Origin of the sequence: Microbacterium sp. Au-Mic1 (assembly GCF_021341785.1) — a bacterium.
GTDB lineage: Bacteria > Actinomycetota > Actinomycetes > Actinomycetales > Microbacteriaceae > Microbacterium.
In genome coordinates, this window is record NZ_JAJTTF010000012.1 from 105,981 (window position 1) to 128,481 (window position 22,501).

Sequence of the window (22,501 nt, forward strand, 5' to 3'; positions counted from 1 at the left end):
CCGGGTCCGCTGAGGGTTGCGTCATTCGGAAGCGTTTACAACAATGAGCCGAACGAACATCGACGATCGCCGCAAGAGCGTCGCTCGCCGGTGCCGACCGATACCCTGCCTTGACCCGACTTCTCAGGAGGCCCGAGTGGCTGACATCGCCGATGTGGCGCGTCTCGCCGGTGTGTCCACCGCCACGGTCTCGCGAGCGCTGAACGGGAAGACGGCGTCGCCGGCCACCAGGGAGAAGGTCCTGGCGGCAGCCGCCGAGCTCGGTTACGTCATCTCGTCGAACGCCTCGGGGCTCGCGTCGGGGCGAACACGGCACATCGGGTTCATGGTGCCGTTCATCGACCGCTGGTTCTTCACGGATCTGCTCACCGGCATCGAGTCCGTGCTGCTCAGCCAGGGGTACGACGTGACCCTGTACGACCTGCAGGGCAACGAGTCCCAGCGCGACCAGGTGTTCGGCAGCTCGCTGCGTCGCGCGAGCATCGACGGCCTGATCGCGGCGAGCATCGAGCTGACGCCCGATGAGATCCGCGCGCTGCGCGCTCTCGGCAAGCCCGTCGTCAGCATCGGCGGCCACATCGAAGGCGCCACGGCGGTCGACGTCGACAACGCACGGATGGCGACTCTCGCCACCGAGCACCTCCTCTCCCTCGGCCACACCCGCATCGCCTACGTGGGCGCCGGGCGCACGATCGCGAGCGCGTTCCAGCTCGGCGACGCCCGCTACGACGGCTGGCTGTCCGCGATGCGCGCGGCGGGGCTCGAGGTCGAGGAGACGGGGTTCTGGGAAGCCGACTTCGACATCCCCTCCGGGTACGCGGCCGCGAAGGCGCTGCTCGCGCACGATCGGCCGACCGCGATCTTCGCCGCGAGCGACGAGATCGGGATCGGCTGCATGCTGGCGGCGCGCGACCTGGGCCTGCGCGTCCCCGACGACCTGTCGATCGTCGGCATCGACGACCACAAGCTGTCGGCGTTCTTCGGGCTGACCACGCTGGCCCAGGATCCCGCAGGCCAGGGACGTCTCGCCGCTCACCTGCTGCTCGCACAGCTGGACAACCCGGGTGCGGCCCCGGAGCACCGCACGCTCACCCCGCGGTTCGTGGTGCGCTCGTCGACGGCTCGCCCGGGCGGCGCCGTTCACGAGACCGCGTGAGCCCGCCCCTCGTTACACTGCCTGTATGGCTGACAGCTCATTCGACATCGTGTCCAAGGTCGATCGCCAGGAGGCGGACAACGCCCTCAACCAGGCCCGCAAGGAGATCGAGCAGCGCTACGACTTCAAGGGGGTCGGCGCCTCGATCGCGTGGAGCGGCGAGAAGATCCTGATCCTGGCGAACTCGGACGAGCGCGCGCGAGCGGTGCTGGACGTGTTCCAGACCAAGCTCATCAAGCGCGGCATCTCGCTGAAGAGCCTGGAGTCCGGCGACCCCACGGCCAGCGGCAAGGAGTTCCGCCTCGAGTCGACCCTCAAGGAAGGCATCAGCTCGGAGAACGCGAAGAAGATCGGCAAGATCATCCGCGACGAGGGCCCCAAGTCCGTCAAGTCGCAGATCCAGGGCGACGAGCTGCGGGTGCAGTCCAAGAGCCGCGACGACCTCCAGGCTGTGATCGCGCTGCTCAAGGGATCCGACCTCGACCTGGATCTGCAGTTCATCAACTTCCGGTAAGCGGACATGCCGCTCGATTCCGGGCGGCATGTCGATCGCGGGCGACATCGATCGTCATCTTCCTGGACGGATCCTCCGCTCCGGAAAGGGACACATCATGGACAGCACCCCCATCACCGGCATTCGTGCCGTCAGCATCCCGGTGGACGACCAGGACGCGGCACTGCGCTTCTACCGGGGCCTCGGCTTCACTGTGCTCCGCGACGTCCCCACGCCGAACGGCCGCTGGATCGAGCTGACTCCGGGTGGTGACGTGGTCGTCACCCTCGAGCCCGCGGATCCCGCCGTGCACCGCGGATCGATCGGGATCCGGTTCACCTCGGATGACGTCGACGCCGCTCATGCCGCGATGGCCGCCGGAGGCATCGTCGTCGACGAGATCCTGCGCTGGCCCGGGACTCCGGCGATGTTCGCCTGGCGCGACCCCGACGGCAACGCGTTCTCGATCACCGGGACGACGCCCGAGACGGACGGCACAGGGTCATGAGCACCGTGGGTCCGCTGGACATCACGTTCACCGCGATCCTCGGCCGCGTGCGCGCGGGCGACACCTGGATCTGCGTCCAGTTGCCCGATTCGGCGACCGTGTTCGGGACGCGCGGCCTGGTCAAGGTGTCCGGAACCGTCGACGGGCATCCGTTCGACGGCGCGTTCATGGCGCTGGGCGACGGCACCCACAAGCTGCCGGTCTCGAGCACGATCCGCCGGGCGATCGGCAAGGACGAGGGCGACGAGGTCACCGTCCACCTCACCCGCCGGCGCAGCTGACCCCCTCCTTGGTCCGGAACGTCCCACCGCCCCCGAAACAGCCCCTGACGTCGCAGAAACACCTCTCGATGTCGCAGGATGCGCGACTCGGACATCACTTCGATACCGGTATTTGGGTTTGCCCCCGAGCGGTGGGATAGTGCTGTTCTGGGGAAACTACTTGGGGGTAGTGATGGGCGAACGCGGTCCGATGACTGGCGTGGTTCGGTCGCCGCTGGGGGCGACGAAGCAACTCCTCGCGGAGGAGGTGTATCAGCAGGTCGGTGCGTCGATCATCGACGGCACATTGCCGCCGGGATCGCGCATCCGGGATGCGGATCTGGCTGAGAAGTTCGGCGTGTCACGGATGCCGATCCGGGAGGCGCTGCAGCGGCTCGAGCGGGTCGGCCTGGTCGAGATGTACCCGAGCCGGTACACGCAGGTCACCGAGGTGCCGCCGCAGCTCACGGCGAAGACGCTCGAGTATGCGGGCTATCTCGGCGGAGCGATCGCCGCGATCGCGGTGCCGCGGCTGAGCGACGCGGAGCGCGAGGAAGCGGCGGCTCTCGCTCGCGGCCTGAACGACGGCCTCGACGATCCTGCGGCGCTCTCGGCCGAGCGCTGGGCGCTGCTGCACTACCTCGCCGAGCGCTGCGAGAACGAGATCCTCAGCTCGGTGCTCGACGAGACGAGCATGCCGCTGTCCCGCAATCTGCGACCGTGGTCCGTCGACGCCTCGCAGCGGGACGCCATGCGCACGCTCCACGCCGAGCTCGCGGAGGCGATCCTCGCCGGTGACGGGCACGCCGCGGAGCATCTCATGCGCGCCGTGCACCTCGTCGACTGACCGGCCGGAACCGCGAGCGATCGGCGGCCGGCCTCTCGCCGCGCTCGGATCAGGTGCGCTTCCCCGGCCCGCGCCGTGCGACGCGATCCGCCGCGGACCAGCCGTCGACCCAGTACCCGAGGCGCGCATAGGCCTCCTCCCGGGCCTCGTGCCGGGACAGGAACACGTCGTGCAGCGCGCCGTCGATGCGCTCGATCGTCACCGAGGGCCCGATCTTCAGCGCGGCGCGGGCGATGTCGTCAACGACGAGCACGCTGTCGGCACGGGTGAGGTCATCCGACCAGGCCGTCGGCACGGCGCTGCGCGCCGACAGCAGCACGCACACGGGGACGCCGATCGCGATCCCGGCCGCGATCGCCGCGTGACCGCCCAGGATCGCATGCAGCCACCCGGCGTGCACGGCCATGGTCTGCGCGGGCCGCCAGTCGAGGTTGACCTCCATCGGATCCGTCGGATCCGCCGCCTCCTGCTGAGCGCGCGTGTAGTAGCCCAGGTCGACCTGGGGTGCGCGGTCGAGCGGACGGTATTTCGCCCGCAGACCCACGAGCGGGGTGATCGTCTCCCGCGTGAAGCGCGACAGCTGGAACTCCAGCCACGGACTGTTCAGGATCACGGCCGAAGCGACACCGGGATGCCGCGCGGCCCACAGGCTGAGGATCAGCCCGCCCGTGGAGTGGCCGAGGAGCACCAGCCTGCGGCCGACCGCGCCGGATCCCTCCTGCATCGCGGCGAGCGCGGCGGCGATGTCCTTGTCGTAGTCGACGAGATCTCCGATGTAGCCCGGAGTCTGGTACTCGCGCAGGCTTCGGCCGTACTTGCGCAGGTCGAGCGCGAAGAAGCGTGCGCCGCGGCCGGTCCAGAACCGTGCGAGCCGCTTCTGGAAGAAGTAGTCGGACCACCCGTGCACGTACAGCACATCGGTGTCGGCGAGCTGCCGGCCGTCCCCGAAAAGTCTCCGCCAGGCGCTGTGCTGCGGCAGCGCCCGCACCAGGGTCGCGACGATCTCGCCCTCGTCGTCGGATCCGAGCGGCAGCGTGAGCTGCTCGAACTCGTCGCCGAGCACATCGGGTGTCCACACGGCGGAGGCGGGGCGGCTCATGGATCCAGGGTATCCGCGCCGTTCAGAGGCGCTCCGAGCCCGCCTCCTCTACGCTGAGCCACATCGACGCGCACCGCTCAGGAGGAACCATGATCCGCACTCGACTGCACCGCTCGATCGCCGGCCTCGTGGCGGTCGCCGCGCTGACCACTGGGGCGTTCGCCCTCGCGGGCTGCTCCGGCGGCACCGCGCCGACCAGCAGCACGGGCAGCGCCCCCGCCACCACGGGATCCGGCGTGCTGCCGCCGATCATCGCGGATCTCGGTTCGATCGACGGGACCACGGTCCAGGTGCCCCTCGGCAACACGATCGACCTCACCGGCGACGACAAGGACTTCACGCACTGGACCGCCGACATCGCCGACGCGAAGATCGTCTCCTTCGTCCCCGGCAAGGACGACGGATCCGCTCAGTTCAACCCTGGTCTCGAAGCCCTCGCCGAGGGCACGACGAAGGTCACGATGGACAACAGCGCCTCGGGCAAGCATCTGGTGTTCACCGTCGAGGTCACCGCGAAGAAGTAGCCGCCGCCGGCAGCCGGACGCGCGTTCGAGGAGCGATGTCTGTCCCCTCCGCTGGGAAATCCGGACGAACATCGCTCCCCGAAGAGAATCCGGATCCGCGTCACTCCCCGCGGGAGACGCGGACCATGTCCTCACGCGGAACGAGCTTGACGCGGACGCGCTCCTCGGGGGCGCCGAGCGCGATCTCGTGCTCGTCGAGCCGGTGCCAGCCGTCGAGGTCGGTCCAGCGCACGCCGCGCTCGGCGAGCAGTGCGGGGATCGCCTCTTCGGACGGGTCCTCCGGCTGCCACCAGGAGCCCTGGTCGTTGATGACGTGACGGATCGTCTCCATCGCGTCGGACTTCGTGTGGCCGATGAGGCCCACGGGACCGCGCTTGATCCAGCCAGTGGCGTAGATGCCGGGCACGCGCTGGTTGGAGTCCTTCGCGAGCACCTGGCCCTCGCGGTTCGGGATCACGCCGTGCTTCTTGTCGAAGGGCACGCCGTCCAGCGGCGAGCCGAAGTAGCCGACGGCGCGGTACAGGGCCTGGATCGGCACCTCGCGCATCTCTCCCGTGCCGACGGCGCCGCCGGTGCCGTCCGGCTTGGTGCGCTCGTAGACCAGCGCAGAGACGCGACCGTTCTCGTCGACCCGGACCTCGACGGGGCGCGCCCAGAAGTGCAGGTGCAGACGACGCGACGCGGATCCGCCGGCGTTGTTCACCGAGTCCCGCTTGCGCCAGGACTGCAGCACCCGGTCGATGACCATGACCTGCTTGTTGCTGGCGATCGCGTCGCGGGAGGCGTCGTCGTAGTCGAAGTCCTCGTCGTAGACGACCATGTCGACATCGCGCAGCTCGCCGAGCTCGCGCAGCTCCAGCGGTGTGAACTTCACCTGCGCGGGCCCGCGGCGGCCGAACACGTGCACGTCGGTGACGGCGCTGGCCTTCATGCCTTCGTAGACGTTGGCGGGCACCTCGGTGACGAGCAGGTCCTCGGCGTGCTTGGCGAGCATGCGCGACACATCGAGGGCCACATTGCCGTTGCCGATCACCGCGACGGACGCGGCGTCCAGCGGCCACTCGCGCGGCACGTCGGGGTGCCCATCGAACCAGCTCACGTAGTCGGCGGCGCCGTAGGATCCGACCGCGTCGATCCCCGGGATGTCCATGCCGGTGTCGCGCCGCGCGCCGGTCGCGAAGATCACCGCGTTGTAGTGCCGCTTCAGGTCCTCGAGCGTGATGTCGGTGCCGAAGTTCACGTTGCCGAACAGGCGGATGTCGCCACGGTCCAGCACGTCGCGCAGGGCCGTGATGATGCCCTTGATGCGCGGGTGATCGGGCGCGACGCCATAGCGCACCAGGCCGTACGGCGCCGGGAGCTGCTCGAACAGGTCGATCGAGACGTCGAAGCGCCGTTCGGCCTTCAGCAGGAGGTCGGCGGCGTAGATTCCGGCGGGGCCGGCTCCGACGATGGCAAGCCTGAGCTTGGTCATGGTGGTTCCTTTCGGCAGCAGGACGTCAGCTGCTGCGGTCCGCGAGCGACTCCGCGAACCGGGTCAGCGCCTCGCGCACGGGCCCCTTGGGCAGCACGGCGAGCTCGTCGATCGCGCCCTGGGTCCAGCTGCGGGCGAGATCGAGGGTCTTCTGGGTGACGGCGTGGTCGCGCAGGCGCGCGAGGGCGTCGTCGAGGATCGCGGGATCCTCGCCTGCGGCGATCCGCTGCACGCCGGCCTCGATCTCCGCGGCGAGCGCGGTGGATGCCGCATCCGTCTCGACGCTGAGCAGCAGCGAGGGCATGGTCGGCACGCCCGCACGCAGATCCGTGCCGGGCACCTTTCCGGTGTCCTCCGGCTTCGCGGAGAGGTCGATCACGTCGTCGAGCAGCTGGAACGCCACGCCGACCTTCTCGCCGTAGCTGCGCAGCGGCTCCTCGTACTCGGCGGGGGCGCCGGAGAAGATCGCCCCGGCCTGCGTGGCCGCCGCGATGAGGGAGCCGGTCTTGTCGGCGAGCACCTGGATGTAGAACTCGACCGGGTCGTCGCCGTCCTGCGGGCCGACGGTCTCGTGCATCTGTCCGAGCACGAGCCGCTCGAACGTGTCGGCCTGCAGACGGATCGCGCGGTCGCCGTGCCGGGACATGAGCTGGCTCGCCCGGGAGAACAGGATGTCGCCGGTGAGGATCGCGATGTTGTTGCCCCACACGGTCTGCGCGGCCGGCACGCCGCGGCGGCGGTCCGCGCCGTCCATGACGTCGTCGTGGTACAGCGAGCCGAGGTGCGTCATCTCCAGCGCCTTCGCGATGTCGATCACGGCGGGCACGTTTCCGGCTCCGAGCTGCGCGGTGAGCAGGGACAGCACCGGCCTCACGCGCTTGCCGCCCGCCTCGTAGAGGTAGCGGCTCGGGGCGTCGGCGATCGAGTCGGCGACGCGCAGGTCGACGGCGAGGCCCTCTTCGACCAGGTCGAGACCCGCCTCGACCTCGCGGGCGAGCTTGCGCGCGGCGGGGCCGACGAACACGCGGTCGCTGAAACCGAGACGGCTCGCGAGGCGCGAACCCGTGGCGGCGGGGCTCGAAGTCACGTCGTCCAGCCTACCTGGGCGCGAACCGTGCCCGGTTCCCTGTGCCGCAACGGCGTCGGGATTCCAAGGCCGGCATCGAGCGGTCCCGCCCCTGCCGCACGGCGCACCGCGGTCCTATGCTGAGGGCCATGATCTCCGGATCCTCCGTGACGGCGCGCTGGCTCGCCGCCGGCGACAGCGGAAACGTCGACGAGTTCGACCGGCTCATGCACGCCGACGTCGTCGTCCATGCCCCGGCAGGGCTGTCGACCACCAGCCGGGACGAGGAGAAGCAGGTCTGGCGCGACGCCCTGGCCTCGCTGCAGGGGCTGCGGCACGAGATCCAGGAGATCCTCACCGACGGCGACACCGAGATGGCCCGGGTCATCGTGACCGGGACGATCGTGGGCGACCTCGGCAGCGTCACCACGGAGGCCACCGGCGCCGATCGCGTCTTCACGCTCGATCAGGCGATCGTCTGCCACCTGCGGGACGGACTCATCGCCGAGGCGTGGGAGATCGCGGACATCGCGGCTCTGCTGACGCCCCCGCGCGGCTGATCGCGCCCCGGCGGCGTCACGCCTTCGGCTTGCGGGCGCGGTGCAGCGCCACGATCCCGAAGGACAGGTTGCGCCAGGCCACGTCGACCCAGCCCGCTTCCCGCAGCCAGCTCGCGAGCGTGCGCTGGTCGGGCCAGGCGCTGATCGACTCGTTGAGGTAGTCGTAGGCCTCGCCGTTCGTGCCGGCCAGCCGGGCGACGCGCGGCAGCACCTGCGCGTTGTACAGCTTGTAGAAGCCGCGCAGGAGCTTGGCGGGCGGCGTGGAGAACTCGTTGATCACCACGCGGCCGCCGGGCTTGGTCACGCGGTACAGCTCGGCGATCGCCTTCTTCGGATCCTGGACGTTGCGCAGGCTGTAAGACATCGTGACCGCGTCGAAGGTGTCGTCGTCGAACGGGAGGTTCGTCGCGTCCGCCTCGACGAAGCTGAGGTTCGGCAGATGTCCATGACGGCGCTTGCCCTCCGCCAGCATCCCCGGCGAGAAGTCGGCTGCCACCACATCGGCGCCGCTGCCGGCGAGCGACGCCGAGGAGGACGCGGTGCCGGCGCCGAGGTCGAGGATCCGCTCGCCCTTCTTCGGTCCGACCGCGCGCGTCGTCGCCGCGCGCCAGAGGGCGTCGTTGCCGACGGTCATGACCGTGTTGGTGCGGTCGTAGCCGGCCGCGACCTGATCGAACATGCCGCTGACGCGGGACGGATCCTTGCCGAGGTCTGCGCGGTTCGGCTGCTCGTTCGCACTCACCCGCCCAGCCTACGCGGGCGGAGCCGTGCGCATGCCGGGCGCCCCTTCTCGTCGCGCTACGGGTGCGGCGGCAGGGCGAGCGATTCGAGCCGGTCCAGCCACACGTCGGCGGTGACGTCGTCGAAGGGCGGCAGCTGCGCGCGGACGCGCCGCTCGAGGTCGGCGGCGAGCGCCTCCAGGTGCTGCTGCACCTCGACGGGGTAGCCGTAGTGCACGCGGTGCTCGTCCCACTCGTCCTGGTCGTCGATCCAGGTGCCGCGCTCCCCCTCGACGCGCACGACATCGAGATCCATGTCGATGCCCGTGAAGAGCACCGGGGTCTCGCCCGCCCGGGGTGCGGCGGGCTCCACGGCGCGCACGTCCCACGCGAGATCGATGTAGATGCGCATGCCCTTGGGGTGTTCGCGGTTCACGGTCAGCGCGTAGTCACCGCTCGGCGGCACGAGCGTGACGTTGGGCGCCGCCGCCGTGAAGGTGCGACCGGGGCGTTCGCTCCCCCATCCCACGGGCTGCCCCACCCAGTCGCCCCACTCGTCCGCGCCGAGGTAGACGCACTCGTGACGCCAGTGCGGAGAGCCATCCCACTTGCGCCACTGAAAGGTGATCTCGGTTCCGGGTGCAGGTCGTTCGGCGGTCACGGTGCCACTCTATGTCGCGCCTCGGACGGACCCACCCGTCGCCGTGCGGGAGGAGAACACGGTCTCGGGAGGAGGATCCCCCCGGCACCGTCCTCCCCAAGGCGGGTCATCCTCCCGAACGGCGACCGGTCCGGCACGCAATAGGCTGGATCCGTGAGTGCCGGCCTGGTCGTTCAGACGCGAGAGTTCGACCTCGCTGATGACCTGCTCGCCTATGCCGATCCGGCGGATCCGCGCGCGTGGCTGCGCCGAGGGGACGGGATCGTCGCCGTCGGATCCGACACCGCGCACGTCGTGCGCGTCGCCGCCGCATCCGAGCCGCGCACCGCCGCTCTCACCCGCGCCTGGGACGACATCCGGTCCTCGGCCCGCATCGACGACGCCGTGCGGCTGCCCGGCACCGGCCTCGTCGCGTTCGCCGCCCTGGTGTTCGACGAGGCCTCCGCCGCTGACAGCGTGCTCATCGTGCCCCGCACCGTGATCGGCCGGCACGGCGGGCGCACCTGGATCACGCGCATCCTCGACGCCGGCGATGCGGACGGCGACGTGCACGAGGCCGCGGCCTCTGCGGCCGGACCTGCAGCCGACGCGGTTCCGGCGCCCACCGCCCTCGGCCCGCATTGGGCGGGCACGCTCGGCCCCGGTGCGCAGTCGGCGCAGGGCTACCAGGCCTCGGTGCGCCGGGCGCTGGCGGCGATCGCCGACGCCCGCTACGGCAAGGTCGTGCTCGCGCGCGACCTCGTCGGCACGGTTCCGGCCGGATCCGACCTGCGCCGGCTGGTGCGCGCCCTCAGCACCGAATACCCCGACACGTGGGCGTTCGCCGTGGACGGCCTCATCGGCGCGAGCCCGGAGACGCTCGTCACGGCGCAGGACGGCGTGGTGACGGCCCGCGTGCTGGCGGGCACGACCGCGCGCGGCGCCGACGCGGTGACCGACGCCCGTGCCGCCGCGTCGCTGGCCGACAGCCCGAAGGACAACGACGAGCACGCGTTCGCGGTGCGCAGCGTGGTGGCCTCGCTCGCGCCGCACACCGCCGCGCTCGACGCAGAGGGCGGCCCGTTCATCCTGGAGCTGCCGAACCTGTTCCATCTCGCGACCGACGTGCGCGCGCGGCTCAGCGACGGTGCATCCGCGCTGGATCTCGCGGCCGCCCTGCACCCGACGGCCGCCGTCGCCGGCACCCCGACCGATGCCGCGATCGCAGCGATCCGCGAGCTCGAGCCCTTCGACCGGGGTCGCTACGCCGGGCCGGTGGGATGGATCGACGCGCACGGCAACGGCGAGTGGGCGATCGCGCTGCGGTGCGCCCAGTTCGACGTGAGCGGGTCCGGATCCCCGATCCCGCTCACCGCCTATGCCGGAGCGGGGATCGTGGCCGGCAGCGACCCCGAGGCGGAGCTGCTGGAGACGCGGGTGAAGTTCCGCCCGATCGTCGACGCCCTGGCCTGACCCGGACCCCTCTTCGACAGCGCGCGGATCGCGGTGTCCGGCTGCTGGCGCTCCATCCTCGTTCTGGGGCGTATTCCGTCGTTTCGGGGCGCATCAGCCCCGAGAACCACGTCGAAACGCGCCCCGAAACGGCAGACCACGCCCCGAACGGACCCGACCAGCGCCGAACCCCAGCTGCGGGTGGCCCTGGCCTCCCGAATTAACTCAGCTCGCGGCGAGGCGCTTCATCTCGGCCTTGACGTCGTAGTCGGCGACAGGCCACTGCGGGTCGATGTCCTCGAGTGCGGCGAGCAGCAGCTCCTGCACCGCGAGCCGCGCGTACCACTTGCGGTTCGCCGGGATCACGTACCAGGGTGCGACGTCGGTCGAGGTGCGCTCGAAGACGGTGTCGTAGGCGGCCATGTAGTCGTCCCAGAGCAGGCGCTCGTCGGTGTCGCCCGGGTTGAACTTCCAGTGCTTCTCGGGGCGCTCGAGCCGCTCCATGAGGCGCTGCTTCTGCTCATCGCGGGAGATGTGCAGCATGACCTTGATGATGCGCGTCCCGGAGTCCGCCACGCGCTTCTCGAAGTCGACGATCGCCCGGTACCGGCGCTCGATCTCCTCCGCCGGCGCGAGGGAACGCACCCGGCCGATCAGGACGTCCTCGTAGTGTGAACGGTCGAAGACGCCGATCTTGCCCTCGGCCGGCAGGCGCTTCTCGACGCGCCAGAGGAAGTCGTGCTGCAGCTCCTCGGCGGTCGGCGCCTTGAAGGCGGCCAGCTCGACGCCCTGCGGATCCACACCGCCGACGACGTGCCGCACGATGCCGCCCTTGCCCGCCGAGTCCATCGCCTGCAGCACGAGCAGCACACTCGCCTGCGCCTCGCCCACCGCAGAGCGCGCGAACAGCCGCTCCTGCAGATCGCCGAGCGCGGCGAGCCCGCTGGTCAGCGACTCGGCTCCGTCCGTCTTCCGCCCCCGATAGCCGGGCGTGGATTCGGGATCGACTCCGGCGAGGCCTGCGGACGTGACACGGAGGACATCGGCGGCCGGGGCGGTCCATCCGGCGGAGTGCTGGCTCATGCCCCCATGATGCCGCATCCGACCTGCGCCATCCGGGGCACGGCCCGCGTCGGCGCGCCGGGCGCATCAGCGCGCGAGCGGCACCTCGATCAGGTGCGGTCCGGCGGCCGACGCGGCGAGCGCCCGCTCCAGCCCGGCGGGGGTGTCGGCGCGGACGAAGGTCCAGCCGTACGCCGCGGCGAGCGGCCCCAGCGCGACGGACTGCGGGGTGTAGAAGGCACGGTCGAGGTCTCCTGCCGCGGCGGTGCCGGCGACCTCGAGCCCGTCGAAGATCGTCCCCCCGCCGTCGTTGCCGACCACGACCTGGATCCGCGGGGACGGTTCGTCAGCGGGGAGCAGGAACGATCCGACATCGTGCAGGAGGGACAGGTCGCCGAGCAGGACGCGAGCGACGCCGACGCCCGCACCCTCGGGAACGCCGTCGGCCGTCTCGCCGCCCGCTCGTGCGGCGAGCGCGATGCCGATGCCCGTCGCGATCGTGCCGTCGATGCCGGCGAGTCCGCGGTTGGCGTGCACGCGCACGTCCTTGCCGGCGAGCACCTGGTCCGCCACGCGCACGATCCGCGAGGAGCCGAACAGCAGGCGGTCGTCGGATCCGGTCGCGGCCCACACCGCCCGCACGAGCGCGGCGCGATCCAGCGCCCCGTCGGGATCGACGTCCGCATGCGGCGCCTCCGCCCGGGTCCACGCCGCCAGCCAGGCGGCCTCGTCGTCCGTACGGGCGGCCCGATCGGCCTCGACCTCGATCACGCGCGCGTCGACCGCGGCCCCGGAGAGGTTCAGCCGCTCGCCGCCGCAGCGCACGGCGATGATCTCGATGTCGGTGCGGCGCAGCAGGGCGGCCACCTCGCGACTGAGCGTCGGGTGCCCGAAGACCATCACGCGCTCGATCCGGCCGGCGAGCGCCGGGTCGCGCAGCCGCTCGCGATATGCGGGAACGACGTGATCGCCGAAGCGGGATCCGCTCACGATCTCCGCGACCAGCGGCCAGCCGCCGGTGCGGGCGATCCGCTCGGCGTCCGGGCCGGCGTCGGCCCCGGCGACGACGAGGGTGCGCGGGCCCCGGGCCACGGGCAGCGGCTCGGCGGAGGTCGGGCGCGGAACGGGTCCGGGGGCGGCGCGGAGCGGATCCGGCAACCGGCCGGACAGCGGCTCACGCGCCGGGAGGTTCAGGTGCACCGGGCCGGCCACGCCGGCCAGCCCCTCCCCCGTGACGCCGACCGCGGCCGACACGGCCTCGGCGGCGAGGTCGGCGAACACGGCCGGATCCGTCCCGCCCGGCACGGGCGCGTCGACGCTCAGCCGCGCCCAGGGCCGGTACATCCCGGGCTGGATCGTGGCCTGGTTCGCCCCGACGCCGCGCAACTCGGGCGGCCGGTCCGCGGTGAGGAGGATCAGCGGCATTCCCGCGTGGAACGCCTCCATCGCCGCGGGCAGGTATCCGGCCGCCGCGGTGCCCGAGGTGCAGACGACGACGGCGGGAGCACCCGACTCCCGGCCGATGCCGAGGGCGGTGAAGCCGGCGACGCGCTCGTCGATCCGCACGTGCACGCGCACGGATCCGGAACGGGCGAGGGCGACGGCGGCGAGCGCGAGCGCCTGCGAGCGCGACCCCGGCGACAGCACGACGTCGCGGACGCCATGGGCGATGAGACCGGTCAGCAGGCGCACCGCGGCCTCGGTGGCGGGGGACGCCTCCGGCCCGGCCGGTGCGGCCGCGGGGCCCGCAGGGGGCAGGGCCGTCACGAGCGAGGGCCGGGGGTGTCGGGGTCGCCGCGATCGTCGAGACGGGACAGCTCCTCCTGGAGTTCCCGGATCAGCCGCTCCTGCTCGGCGGGGCTGATCCGCGCGGCGGGGTCGACATCGTCGAGCGGCAGGTAGCGCTCCTGGTCCGCGGTGCGGCCGCGCCGGGTGCGCCCGATCGCGAACCACAGCAGGCCGCCGATCACGGGGAAGACGACCACGATCGCGATCCACACGCCCTTGGGCACGCCGCGGTGCCGGCTCGCCGGCTGCACGATGCAGTCGACGATGCTGTACACCCAGAAGACCGCGGCCAGGAAGCCGCCGATCACGAGGAAACGTGCCACGGTTCCAGTCTAGGCGTGCGGGGAGATCCCGGATCCGGCACAGTCGGTCGCCGGAGGGACGCCGCCCTGCACGACGGCGTGCATCCCACGCACAACTGATCGAGGCGGACGACATACCGCCCTCACAGCGCATGCCGAACGCGTCCTCCTAGACTGGACCCGTGAAACTTCCTCCCCTGCTCGTGTACTCGGTGCTGCGCCTGCTGGCGTTCCTCGTGCCGCTGGGGATCCTGTGGTTCTTCTTCCCGATCTTCCGGGAGTTCTGGTGGCTGGCGGCCCTGTTCGCCGCGCTCATCGGCATCAGCATCTCCCTGCTGTTCCTGCGCAGCCCGCTGTCGGACGCCTCTCGTGCGATCTACGAGAAGCGCTCGACGAAGACCGGATCCGCTCCCTCCGACGAGGACATCGAGGATGCGGACGGGTCCGACGACGCCGAAGGAACCCGCCACGCGGCCTGAGCCGCGACGGGGGACCTCGACGTTCCTCGCGCCCGACGTCAGGCGCGCGCGAAGGTCACGTGCACCACGCCGCTCTCGGCGATCTCGCTCGTGACCGCGTAATCGTTCTCGAGCCCGCGCAGCTCGGCCCACAGATTCTTCCCGCGCCCGAGCAGGATCGGCGTGATGCCCACGTGCAGCCGATCGACGAGCCCGGCCGCCAGGAACGAGCGCACCGTGTCGACGCCGCCGCCGATGCGCACATCCGCACCGCGGGCCGCCTCGGTCGCGAGGGCGAGCGCGTCCTGGGGCGCGGCGTCGAGGAAGCGGAACTCGGTGCCGTTGGCGAACGAGATCGGCGCGCGGCCCGTGCTGTGCGTCAGCACGAACACGGGGCAGTGAAACGGCGGCTCCTCGCCCCACCAGCCGCGCCACTCCGCGTCGTCGGGGAAGTTGTGCAGCCCGAACATCCCCGCACCCATGATCTCGGCGCCGATGTTCTCGAAGTACTCCGCGCCGTAGCGATCGTCGACCCCGGTGGTGCCGCCGGACGGATCCCCCATGACGCGCTCGCGGAAGGTGCGCGTGGCCGTGTACGCCGCCACCAGGCGCCCCCAGTCATCGCCGAACGGGTTCTCCGGGGTCTGGTCGGTGGTGGTCGCGTATCCGTCGAGAGAGATGTTGAGGTCGGCGCGAACGGCCATGTGCGGGGTTCCTTCGCTGGTGGGAGTTGTCGGGCCTCAGCCGCGGATCGGGTTGGAGTCCTTGCCGTCGAGCCAGAGCGTATCGCTCTCGTCCCGGTGCACGCCGTCGGTGCCGACATGCTTGGTGCTGATCGTGGGCCCCTTCGTGATGACGTGCACGATCGCCATGCCGTGGCCGCGTCCGAGGTCGTACTCGGTCTTCAGCCACTCCAGGATCGGCGTCGCCTTGGTGTCGGGGCCGAAGCCCTGTGCGGCGGCGAGGTCGAGGATCTGACGAGGGGTGAGGCCGGTCTTGGTCTCGACAGCGTCGAGATATGCCTGGAAGGACATGTTCTTCTCCTTGTGAGGATCTGGTCGGTGCGAGCCGCGTCAGTCGACCACGGTCTGGATGATGACGGCCGAGGCGTGGATGCCGATCAATCGCATTGTGCCGGATCCGACGTTCTCGAAGCGATGCGGCACGAAGGCGGGTCCGGTGACGGTGTCGCCCACTGTGGCGGTGATGGTGCGGTCGCCGACGGTGAAGGCGACGTCGCCCTCCAGCACGACCCAGGTCTCGGGGTACGGGTGCCAGTGCAGCAGCGACCCCTGGCCGGGCTGGTTGTCGACGTAGAAGTACGAGACGCCGGCGCCGTGCCCGGCGCCTTCGAAGCGACGGCCGGCGCCGGTGCCGAGGCGGATCTCCTCGGGGCCGACGACGGCGACATCGGGGGCGATGATGCTCATGATCTGGTCCTCTCGGTGGTGTGATCCCACTCTCGCGGCAGCCTCGTCGGGCCCGTAGAGTTTCGATGTGGCTCGAAACATGGAAGGCGTGGAGTGGGAGCACCACCGCGTCGACTTCCGCCTCAGCCCTGGCGACATCCAGGCCGTGCGGTTCGGGATCTCGCCCGGTCACGAGCTCGCGCACGCCGTGCGCGTGCTGCTGCGGCCCGAGCAGTACCCGCTCGCGTGGGGATGGCTGAAGGATGCGCGTGGCCGGCTGCCGCGCGAGGCGTTCGGGGTGCTCGCGCACGTGATCGGCGCCGACGGCTACATGCCCGACTTCCTCACCGCGACCGCCCGCTGGGAGCTCACGCCGGATGACGAGCTCGCGGCACTCCGCGAGGCGCCGCTCCCGGGCATGCGCGTGGACCTCGGCAAGATGGTCGTCCGCTCCTCGGGCCGGCGCCAGGAGGCGCTGCGGCGCATGCAGGAGCATCCGGCGCGGGCGCGCGCGGTCATCGCCGACGCATGGGGCGAGGTGTGGGAGAGCGCCATGGCCCCGGTCTGGCCTCAACTCGAGCGGATCCTGCGTGCCGATGTGGCCGTGCGCTCGCGCAGCGTCGCGACCGAGGGGCTGGCAGCGATGGCGTCGGGCATCCACCCGTGGGTGAGCTGGGGCGACGGATCCGTGCGGGTGCGGCTGCGCCGGCACAGCGAGGACGTCGACTGCCGCGGGAGCGGTCTCGTGCTGGTGCCCTCGGTGATGTCGTCGTGGGGCTGCATGGTGATCACCGAACCGCCTGCTCAGCCGACGCTGTTCTACCCTGCCCGTGGGGTGACCGCCGGCTGGGCGCAGGACTCCGACGATCTCGTTCGGGCGCTGGAGGCGCTCGTCGGCCCGGTGCGCGCCGGGATCCTCCTCACCGCGCATGTGCCGCGCACCACGACCCGCGTGGCGGAGGAGGCGGGGATCGCCGCGTCCACCGCCTCCCACCACCTCACGGTGCTGCGCGATGCGGGCCTGGTCGTGAGCACGCGCGACGGCGCACGCATGCTGCACCTGCGCACCCCGCTCGGCGAGGCGCTGGTCGGCGCCGCGCTCTGATCCTCAGCTGAGCACGACGAGCTCCTGGGTCGCGCGGGTCATCGCGACGTAGCGATCGACCGCTCCCTCGATGCCGTCGCCGAACGACTCCGGATCCACGAGCACGACCAGGTCGAACTCGAGCCCCTTCGCCGTGGTCGGTGTGCGGAACCGCACCCGCGCGTCCGGGAACGGTCTCTCGTCGCCGATCACGCAGGCGATGCCCTCCTCGTGCGCGGCGAACCAGTCGGCGAGCACGCCGTCGCGCTCGGCGAGCGCCGCGTACCGCACCGGGATCCCGCTCTCCCGCACCGATACCGGCACGTTCGCGTCCGGCAGCGCAGCGCGGATCACGGGCTCGGCCGCGGCCATGACCTCCTCCGGAGTGCGGTAGTTGATGCGCAGCGACGCGTGCTCGATGCGACGCAGGCCCACCCGCTCGAGACGCTCGGTCCACGACTCGCGGAACCCGTGCCGGGCCTGGGCGCGGTCGCCCACGATCGTGAGGCTCTGCGACGGGACCCGGCGCAGCAGCATCGCCCATTCCGCATCGCTGAGTTCCTGCGCCTCGTCGACGATCACGTGCGCGAACGGCCCCGCGAGCGCATCGGAGTCGAGCCGCGGCAGGGCGGCCTCGTCCTGCAGCATCGCACGCACGCCCGCGCTGTCCTCGCCGAAGAAGAACCCGGTGATCGCGCTCTCCTTGTCGTCGTCCGCGGCGAGCAGTTCATCCAGCACGCGCTCGCGCTGCTCCCGTTCCTCGGCCGTCACGACCTCCCGCCGCCGCCGTCGCCGCGCGCCTTGCGGATCCCCGGTGAGCGCACGGGCCGCGTCGAGCAGCGGCAGATCCTGCCGGGTCCACGCCCTCGGGTCGTCGCGCCGTAGCGCCGCGCGCTCGTCCTCGGCGAGCCACGGAGCGCAGATCCGCAGGTACGCCGGGGTCGACCAGAGGTCGGCGACGATCCCGGCCGGATCCAGGACCGGCCAGGCCGCCACGAACGCGCGCTGCAGCGGATCGCTGCGACGCAGGGCGCGATCGAGCTGGTGCGGAGGCACGTCGTCGTCGGCGTTGTCCTCCACGAGAGCACCGATCAGCGCCTCCCACACGACATCCCTGGCGTCGTTGTGCGGCGTGCCGGGCTCCGGAGCGTCGAACGCCTCTGTCCACGCCGCCGGCTGCACGATCACGTCGCGCCACGGCGTCTCCACGAGCAGCTGCTCGCTCGGGGCATGCTCGTGGTAGCGGACCGCCGCGGTGACCGCGGCGAGCAGCCCCGCGCCCGACTTCAGCGTCCTGGCGAGCGGATCCCCTTCCTCCGGCATGCGATCGCCAGCCCGGCCCTCGGGCGCCAGATCCGACAGCGTGCACACGCGCACGCTGTCCTCCCCGAGGCTCGGCAGCACGTCCTCGATGTACGCGAGGTAGGGCTGGTGCGGCCCGACGAACAGGATCCCGCCGTGGCTGAGCCGCTGCTCGGCATGCATCAGGTAGGCGGCGCGGTGCAGGGCCACGACCGTCTTCCCCGTGCCGGGGCCGCCGTCCACGACGAGAGGGGCGCGCGACGACGCCCGGATGATCGCGTCCTGGTCGGCCTGGATCGTGCTCAGCACATCGCGCATCCGCGGCGAGCGGGAGGCGCCGAGGCTCGCGATGAAGGCGGACTGATCGTCCAGCGCGGCAGCACCCTCGAGCCCCTCCGGGTCGAACACCTCGTCCCAGTAGTCGGTGATGCGGCGCGAGGCCCAGCGGTACCGACGGCGGCTGACCAGGCCCTGCGGATCCGCATGGGTAGCTGCGAAGAACGGCTCCGCCGCGGGGGCGCGCCAGTCCACGAGCAGGCGCCGCCCCTCGGCGTCGGACAACCCGATGCGCCCGATGTATACGAGTTCGGGGGCGGCGGCGTCGGGTGCGGGTCCGTCGCCGTGAGGGCCGCCCGGTGCGACGGCCATCCGCCCGAGGCACAGGTCGACCCCGAAGCGGCGCAGCAGCTGCAGGCGGGAGCTCGAGCGGTGGATCTCGAGGTCGCGGTCCAGCGCCTCCTGCCCGAGCCTGGCGGGTGCGGCGCGCAGCCGGACGAGCCGCGCCTCGAGGGCGGCGATCTCCTCGGCGAGGCGGTCGCCGATCGCGATGAGGTGGGCGTCGTCGGCGGCGATGAGTGCCTGATGCGCCTTGCGGGCGAGGGCGGCCGGAAGGGCGAAGACCATCGGCGACCAGGCAGCCGTCGAGAAGGTCGTCGGCGGGGTGGCAGCGGGAGTGGTTTCAGGGGTGGATTCAGGGCGCACGGATCCTCCGATTCCTGGGCGAAACCACATAGTCTGCCCCGGCAGGGGGGCCTTGCCGCAAGCCCCACCTCCTCCGGTATCCTGGAGATGCAGGGAGCGGTCCGCACGGATCCGCTCCCTTCGTCGTCCGCCCCGCGCGCTCAGGTCGCACTCCCTCCGCTCAGGTCGCACTTTCGACGCAGAATCCGCGCCTGCACCAACAGAGATCGCGATCTGAGCCTGCGCACCCGTCCGCCGCGGGCACAGGCCGCGCAACTACGATCGAAGGTGCTCTGCGCCGCCTCGGCGGTCGCGCACCCGCCCCGGAAGGATCCGCATGTCCCACGCCGCCTCCGCCCGCACGCATGTCGAGGACCTGGCCGACTTCGTCGCCGCCTCACCGTCCAGTTACCACGCGGCGGAGGAGGTCGCCCGGCGCCTGGAGGAGCAGGGCTTCACCCGCCTCGACGAGACCGAGGCCTGGCCGGCACAGGCCGGCGGCCGCTTCGTGATCGTGCGCGACGGCGCGGCCATCGCCTGGGTCGTGCCCGCCGGCGCGACGACCACCACGCCGGTGCACGTGCTCGGCGCGCACACCGACTCCCCCGGCTTCAAGCTCAAGCCGCGACCGACCACCGGATCCCGCGGCTGGCTGCAGGCGGCCGTCGAGGTGTACGGCGGGCCGCTGCTGAACTCCTGGCTCGACCGGGAGCTGCGCCTGGCCGGACGGCTCGCACTCGCCGACGGGCGGGTCGTGCTCGCCGCGACCGGACCGCTGCTGCGCCTGCCGCAGCTCGCGATCCACCTCGACCGCGGCGTCAACAACGGACTCGCGCTCGACAAGCAGACCGAGACCCAGCCCGTCTGGGGACTGGGCGACCCGGAGGAGGCGGACATCCTGGCCGAGCTCGCCGACGCGGCAGGAGTGGATCCGCTCGAGATCCGCGGCTTCGACGCGGTCGTCGCCGACAGTGCGCGCGGCGCCGTGTTCGGCAAGGACGACGCGTTCTTCGCGAGCGGCCGCCTGGACGACCTCGCCTCGGTCCACGCGGGCGTGGTCGCACTCGGCGAGATCGCGGCCCACGGCGACCCGCAGGCGATCGCGGTGCTCGCCGCGTTCGACCACGAGGAGCTCGGATCCGGCTCACGCTCGGGCGCCGCCGGCCCGATCCTGGAGGACGTGCTGGAGCGCGTCTACGCCGGACTCGGTGCCGATGCGGTCGACGTGCACCGCGCCTACGCCGCGTCGTGGTGCCTGTCCAGCGACGTCGGCCACTCGGTGCACCCCAACTACGCCGGCAAGCACGACCCGGTCGTGCAGCCCGTGCTCGGATCCGGGCCGATCCTCAAGATCAACGCCAACCAGCGCTACGCCACGGACGCGGTGGGCGCGGCGGCGTGGCACCGCTGGTGCGATGCCGCGGGCGTGGTCACGCAGGAGTTCGTCTCGAACAACGACGTGCCCTGCGGATCCACGATCGGCCCGATCACAGCGACCCGGCTCGGGATCCGCACGGTCGATGTCGGGATCCCGATCCTGTCGATGCACTCCGCCCGCGAGCTCGCGGGCGTGAGCGACCTGCACGATCTCACCGCCGTCGCGAAGGCGTTCTTCGCGGGCTGAGTCAGCCGCCCGGCACCGCCCCGGGGTCGTTGAGCGAGCCCCGAGCGCAGCAAGGAGCGAGACGAAACGCGGCGCACTCGTCGGTGACCGCGTTTCGTCTCCGTCGCCTCCGGCGTCGTCGCTCAACGACCCCGGGAAGACGTCCCGGAACGGGATCAGCGCATCGTGTCCAGGATCCCGACGAGATCCTCGAACGTCGTGAGCGGGTTCAGGATCGCGAAGCGCGTGTTGACCCGTCCGGCGTGCGAACTCGGCACGACGAGCGCGCGCTGCGACTGCAGCAGCTCGTCCGACCAGCGGTCGTAGTCGGCGCGCTCCCAGCCCTCGCGCTCGAACACGACCACCGAGAGCTCGGGGTCGCGCACCAGGCGCAGCTCGGGACGCGAGGAGATCTCGTCCGCGATGCGGCGCGTGAGCGCGAGCGTCTCGGAGACGGCGGTGCGATACGCGTCCACGCCGTAGGTCGCCAGGGAGAACCACAGCGGCAGCCCGCGCGGACGACGGGTGAGCTGGATCGAGTAGTCCGAGGGGCTGAACTCATCGGTGTCGGTGAGCGTGTCCAGGTACTCGGCGTGCTGGGTGTGCGCCAGACGGCCGTCTGCCGGGTCGCGGTACAGCAGCGCGCAGCAGTCGAACGGGGCGTACAGCCACTTGTGCGGATCCACCACGAGCGAGTCGGACCGTTCGACGCCCGCGAACCACGCCCGCGCCTCGGGCGCGAGCATCGCGGTGAGCCCGTAGGCCCCGTCGATGTGCAGCCAGAAGTCGAACTCGTCCTTGAGCGCGGCGATGCCGGCGATGTCGTCGAGGATGCCGAAGTTGGTGGATCCGGCGGTCGCGACGACGGCGAACACGGCCTCGCCGTGCTCCTCCAGCGCCGCGCGCACCTCGTCGGCGTGCAGCTTGCCGTCGGCTCCGGCGGGGACGGCGATCACGTCGACGTCCATGATCTTCGCGGCCGACTTGTTGGACGAGTGCGCCTCCAGGCTGCACACGAGCTTCCACCGCGCGGGCCGTGGCGTGCCCGCGGCGTCGAGGCGCCGTCCGGCCTTGTCGCGCGCCGCGGCGAGCGCCGAGAGATTGCCGATCGTGCCGCCCTGCACGAACACGCCGCCGGCCGTGGCGGGCAGCCCGAACTCGGCGGCCAGGAACGACAGCACCTCGTTCTCCGCGTGCACGGCGCCCGCGCCCTCGAGCCAGCTGCCGCCGTAGAGCCCGGAGGCGGAGACGACCAGGTCGAACGCCATCGCCGCGACGGTCGGGGCGTTGGGGATGAAGGAGAGGTAGTTGGGGTGGCTCGTGGTCAGGCAGGCCGGTGCGAGGATGTGCTCGAACACGCTCAGCGCACGCTGCCCGCCGAGCCCCTTGTCCGTGATGGTGGTGCCGACCAGGCGGCGCAGCTCCGCCTCGGGCTGGGGCTTGTCGAGGGGCACATCGGTGGCGAGCATCCGGCGGCGCGAGTAGTCGAGCACGGCGTCGACGATCGCGGCGGATTCGGGCGAGGCGGCATGCATGCGCGCGGCGTCCATGGAGGATCCTTCCGACCCGGAAGCCTACGAGCGCCCGGCGACGAGCAGAATGCCGCGCCGGATCAACGGGTCGGCGATATCGTACCGCGTCGCCGCCGCCCCGTCATCGGGCCCGACATGCCTGCGATGACGCGGATCCGAGCGCGGATCGGCCGCAGAAGCGCGGCCCGAGGGCACCGAATTCC

At 71.5% G+C, this 22,501-nt stretch carries 24 protein-coding genes; 11 read left to right on the forward strand and 13 right to left on the reverse strand.

Going from position 1 to position 22,501, the window contains the following annotated elements; translation table 11 throughout:
• Nucleotides 1–136: 136 nt before the first annotated feature.
• The 5 genes from LXM50_RS15580 (at nucleotide 137) to LXM50_RS15600 (ending at nucleotide 3,264) form a co-directional block, all read left to right on the forward strand.
• On the forward strand, nucleotides 137–1,156 hold the full coding sequence (locus LXM50_RS15580) for a LacI family DNA-binding transcriptional regulator (protein WP_233312383.1): 1,020 nt from the start codon (nucleotides 137–139) through the stop codon (nucleotides 1,154–1,156).
• A gap of 25 nt (nucleotides 1,157–1,181) precedes the next feature.
• Nucleotides 1,182–1,670 (forward strand): YajQ family cyclic di-GMP-binding protein, encoded by a 489-nt coding sequence (locus LXM50_RS15585; RefSeq protein ID WP_233312384.1) that lies wholly within the window; start codon nucleotides 1,182–1,184, stop codon nucleotides 1,668–1,670.
• 97 nt (nucleotides 1,671–1,767) lie between these two features.
• Nucleotides 1,768–2,157 (forward strand): VOC family protein, encoded by a 390-nt coding sequence (locus LXM50_RS15590; protein ID WP_233312385.1) that lies wholly within the window; start codon nucleotides 1,768–1,770, stop codon nucleotides 2,155–2,157.
• Nucleotides 2,154–2,438 carry a DUF1905 domain-containing protein gene (locus tag LXM50_RS15595; RefSeq protein ID WP_233312386.1) on the forward strand — a complete coding sequence of 95 codons (285 nt, stop codon included), beginning with the start codon at nucleotides 2,154–2,156 and terminating at the stop codon, nucleotides 2,436–2,438. The genes LXM50_RS15590 and LXM50_RS15595 overlap by 4 nt, the downstream gene beginning before the upstream one ends.
• A gap of 190 nt (nucleotides 2,439–2,628) precedes the next feature.
• Nucleotides 2,629–3,264, forward strand: coding sequence for a GntR family transcriptional regulator (locus LXM50_RS15600; RefSeq protein ID WP_233312387.1), 636 nt, complete (start codon nucleotides 2,629–2,631; stop codon nucleotides 3,262–3,264).
• 49 nt (nucleotides 3,265–3,313) lie between these two features.
• On the opposite strand, the gene LXM50_RS15605 is transcribed toward LXM50_RS15600, so the two are convergent.
• Nucleotides 3,314–4,363: an alpha/beta hydrolase gene (locus LXM50_RS15605; RefSeq protein WP_233312388.1), complete on the reverse strand. Its 1,050-nt coding sequence runs from the start codon at nucleotides 4,361–4,363 to the stop codon at nucleotides 3,314–3,316.
• 89 nt (nucleotides 4,364–4,452) lie between these two features.
• Between LXM50_RS15605 and LXM50_RS15610 the strand changes: the two genes are divergently transcribed.
• Entirely contained in the window at nucleotides 4,453–4,887 is a 435-nt protein-coding gene (locus LXM50_RS15610; protein ID WP_233312389.1) for a hypothetical protein, read from the forward strand.
• Between the two features lie 100 nt (nucleotides 4,888–4,987).
• On the opposite strand, the gene LXM50_RS15615 is transcribed toward LXM50_RS15610, so the two are convergent.
• Together LXM50_RS15615 and LXM50_RS15620 are read right to left on the reverse strand one after the other, a co-directional pair.
• A complete protein-coding gene (locus LXM50_RS15615; RefSeq protein WP_233312390.1) occupies nucleotides 4,988–6,361 on the reverse strand; it encodes an FAD-dependent oxidoreductase in 1,374 nt (457 codons plus the stop codon).
• 25 nt (nucleotides 6,362–6,386) lie between these two features.
• Nucleotides 6,387–7,448 (reverse strand): polyprenyl synthetase family protein, encoded by a 1,062-nt coding sequence (locus LXM50_RS15620; protein WP_233312391.1) that lies wholly within the window; start codon nucleotides 7,446–7,448, stop codon nucleotides 6,387–6,389.
• A 128-nt stretch (nucleotides 7,449–7,576) separates the two neighbouring features.
• On the opposite strand from LXM50_RS15620, the gene LXM50_RS15625 reads away from it, so the two are divergent.
• Nucleotides 7,577–7,987 carry an ester cyclase gene (locus tag LXM50_RS15625; protein ID WP_233312392.1) on the forward strand — a complete coding sequence of 137 codons (411 nt, stop codon included), beginning with the start codon at nucleotides 7,577–7,579 and terminating at the stop codon, nucleotides 7,985–7,987.
• A gap of 16 nt (nucleotides 7,988–8,003) precedes the next feature.
• Here the strand turns inward: LXM50_RS15625 and LXM50_RS15630 are convergent, their stop codons facing one another.
• Together LXM50_RS15630 and LXM50_RS15635 are read right to left on the reverse strand one after the other, a co-directional pair.
• The gene (locus LXM50_RS15630) at nucleotides 8,004–8,729 is read right to left on the reverse strand and encodes a class I SAM-dependent methyltransferase (RefSeq protein ID WP_233312393.1); all 726 of its coding nucleotides are present in this window, start codon (nucleotides 8,727–8,729) and stop codon (nucleotides 8,004–8,006) included.
• Nucleotides 8,730–8,785: 56 nt separating this feature from the next.
• A complete protein-coding gene (locus LXM50_RS15635) occupies nucleotides 8,786–9,367 on the reverse strand; it encodes a hypothetical protein (RefSeq protein WP_233312394.1) in 582 nt (193 codons plus the stop codon).
• 153 nt (nucleotides 9,368–9,520) lie between these two features.
• Here LXM50_RS15635 and LXM50_RS15640 point away from each other — a divergent pair, with 153 nt between their 5' ends.
• Nucleotides 9,521–10,819: an isochorismate synthase MenF gene (locus tag LXM50_RS15640; RefSeq protein WP_233312395.1), complete on the forward strand. Its 1,299-nt coding sequence runs from the start codon at nucleotides 9,521–9,523 to the stop codon at nucleotides 10,817–10,819.
• Between the two features lie 204 nt (nucleotides 10,820–11,023).
• Here LXM50_RS15640 and LXM50_RS15645 read toward each other — a convergent pair whose 3' ends face one another.
• The 3 genes from LXM50_RS15645 to LXM50_RS15655 form a co-directional block, all read right to left on the reverse strand.
• Nucleotides 11,024–11,881: a polyphosphate kinase 2 family protein gene (locus LXM50_RS15645; RefSeq protein WP_233312396.1), complete on the reverse strand. Its 858-nt coding sequence runs from the start codon at nucleotides 11,879–11,881 to the stop codon at nucleotides 11,024–11,026.
• Between the two features lie 66 nt (nucleotides 11,882–11,947).
• Nucleotides 11,948–13,627, reverse strand: a complete 1,680-nt coding sequence (gene menD / locus LXM50_RS15650; protein ID WP_233312397.1) for a 2-succinyl-5-enolpyruvyl-6-hydroxy-3-cyclohexene-1-carboxylic-acid synthase — start codon at nucleotides 13,625–13,627, stop codon at nucleotides 11,948–11,950.
• The gene (locus LXM50_RS15655; RefSeq protein ID WP_233312398.1) at nucleotides 13,624–13,971 is read right to left on the reverse strand and encodes a PLD nuclease N-terminal domain-containing protein; all 348 of its coding nucleotides are present in this window, start codon (nucleotides 13,969–13,971) and stop codon (nucleotides 13,624–13,626) included. The genes menD and LXM50_RS15655 overlap by 4 nt, the downstream gene beginning before the upstream one ends.
• Nucleotides 13,972–14,132: 161 nt before the next feature.
• Here LXM50_RS15655 and LXM50_RS15660 point away from each other — a divergent pair, with 161 nt between their 5' ends.
• Complete coding sequence (locus tag LXM50_RS15660) at nucleotides 14,133–14,429, forward strand: DUF4229 domain-containing protein (RefSeq protein ID WP_233312399.1); 297 nt, start codon at nucleotides 14,133–14,135, stop codon at nucleotides 14,427–14,429.
• A gap of 38 nt (nucleotides 14,430–14,467) precedes the next feature.
• Here the strand turns inward: LXM50_RS15660 and LXM50_RS15665 are convergent, their stop codons facing one another.
• The 3 genes from LXM50_RS15665 to LXM50_RS15675 are packed head-to-tail and all read right to left on the reverse strand — an operon-like array spanning nucleotide 14,468 to nucleotide 15,838.
• Nucleotides 14,468–15,112, reverse strand: a complete 645-nt coding sequence (locus LXM50_RS15665; RefSeq protein ID WP_233312400.1) for a dihydrofolate reductase family protein — start codon at nucleotides 15,110–15,112, stop codon at nucleotides 14,468–14,470.
• A gap of 36 nt (nucleotides 15,113–15,148) precedes the next feature.
• Nucleotides 15,149–15,442 carry a DUF4287 domain-containing protein gene (locus LXM50_RS15670; protein WP_233312401.1) on the reverse strand — a complete coding sequence of 98 codons (294 nt, stop codon included), beginning with the start codon at nucleotides 15,440–15,442 and terminating at the stop codon, nucleotides 15,149–15,151.
• A gap of 39 nt (nucleotides 15,443–15,481) precedes the next feature.
• Nucleotides 15,482–15,838 carry a cupin domain-containing protein gene (locus tag LXM50_RS15675; RefSeq protein ID WP_233312402.1) on the reverse strand — a complete coding sequence of 119 codons (357 nt, stop codon included), beginning with the start codon at nucleotides 15,836–15,838 and terminating at the stop codon, nucleotides 15,482–15,484.
• Between the two features lie 67 nt (nucleotides 15,839–15,905).
• On the opposite strand from LXM50_RS15675, the gene LXM50_RS15680 reads away from it, so the two are divergent.
• The gene (locus LXM50_RS15680; RefSeq protein WP_233312403.1) at nucleotides 15,906–16,922 is read left to right on the forward strand and encodes a DUF5937 family protein; all 1,017 of its coding nucleotides are present in this window, start codon (nucleotides 15,906–15,908) and stop codon (nucleotides 16,920–16,922) included.
• 3 nt (nucleotides 16,923–16,925) lie between these two features.
• On the opposite strand, the gene helR is transcribed toward LXM50_RS15680, so the two are convergent.
• Nucleotides 16,926–19,106 carry an RNA polymerase recycling motor ATPase HelR gene (gene helR / locus LXM50_RS15685; RefSeq protein ID WP_233312417.1) on the reverse strand — a complete coding sequence of 727 codons (2,181 nt, stop codon included), beginning with the start codon at nucleotides 19,104–19,106 and terminating at the stop codon, nucleotides 16,926–16,928.
• A 394-nt stretch (nucleotides 19,107–19,500) separates the two neighbouring features.
• Here helR and LXM50_RS15690 point away from each other — a divergent pair, with 394 nt between their 5' ends.
• Nucleotides 19,501–20,787: a M18 family aminopeptidase gene (locus tag LXM50_RS15690; protein ID WP_233312404.1), complete on the forward strand. Its 1,287-nt coding sequence runs from the start codon at nucleotides 19,501–19,503 to the stop codon at nucleotides 20,785–20,787.
• Between the two features lie 155 nt (nucleotides 20,788–20,942).
• Here the strand turns inward: LXM50_RS15690 and LXM50_RS15695 are convergent, their stop codons facing one another.
• Nucleotides 20,943–22,316 (reverse strand): pyridoxal-dependent decarboxylase, encoded by a 1,374-nt coding sequence (locus tag LXM50_RS15695; protein ID WP_233312405.1) that lies wholly within the window; start codon nucleotides 22,314–22,316, stop codon nucleotides 20,943–20,945.
• Nucleotides 22,317–22,501: the final 185 nt, after the last annotated feature.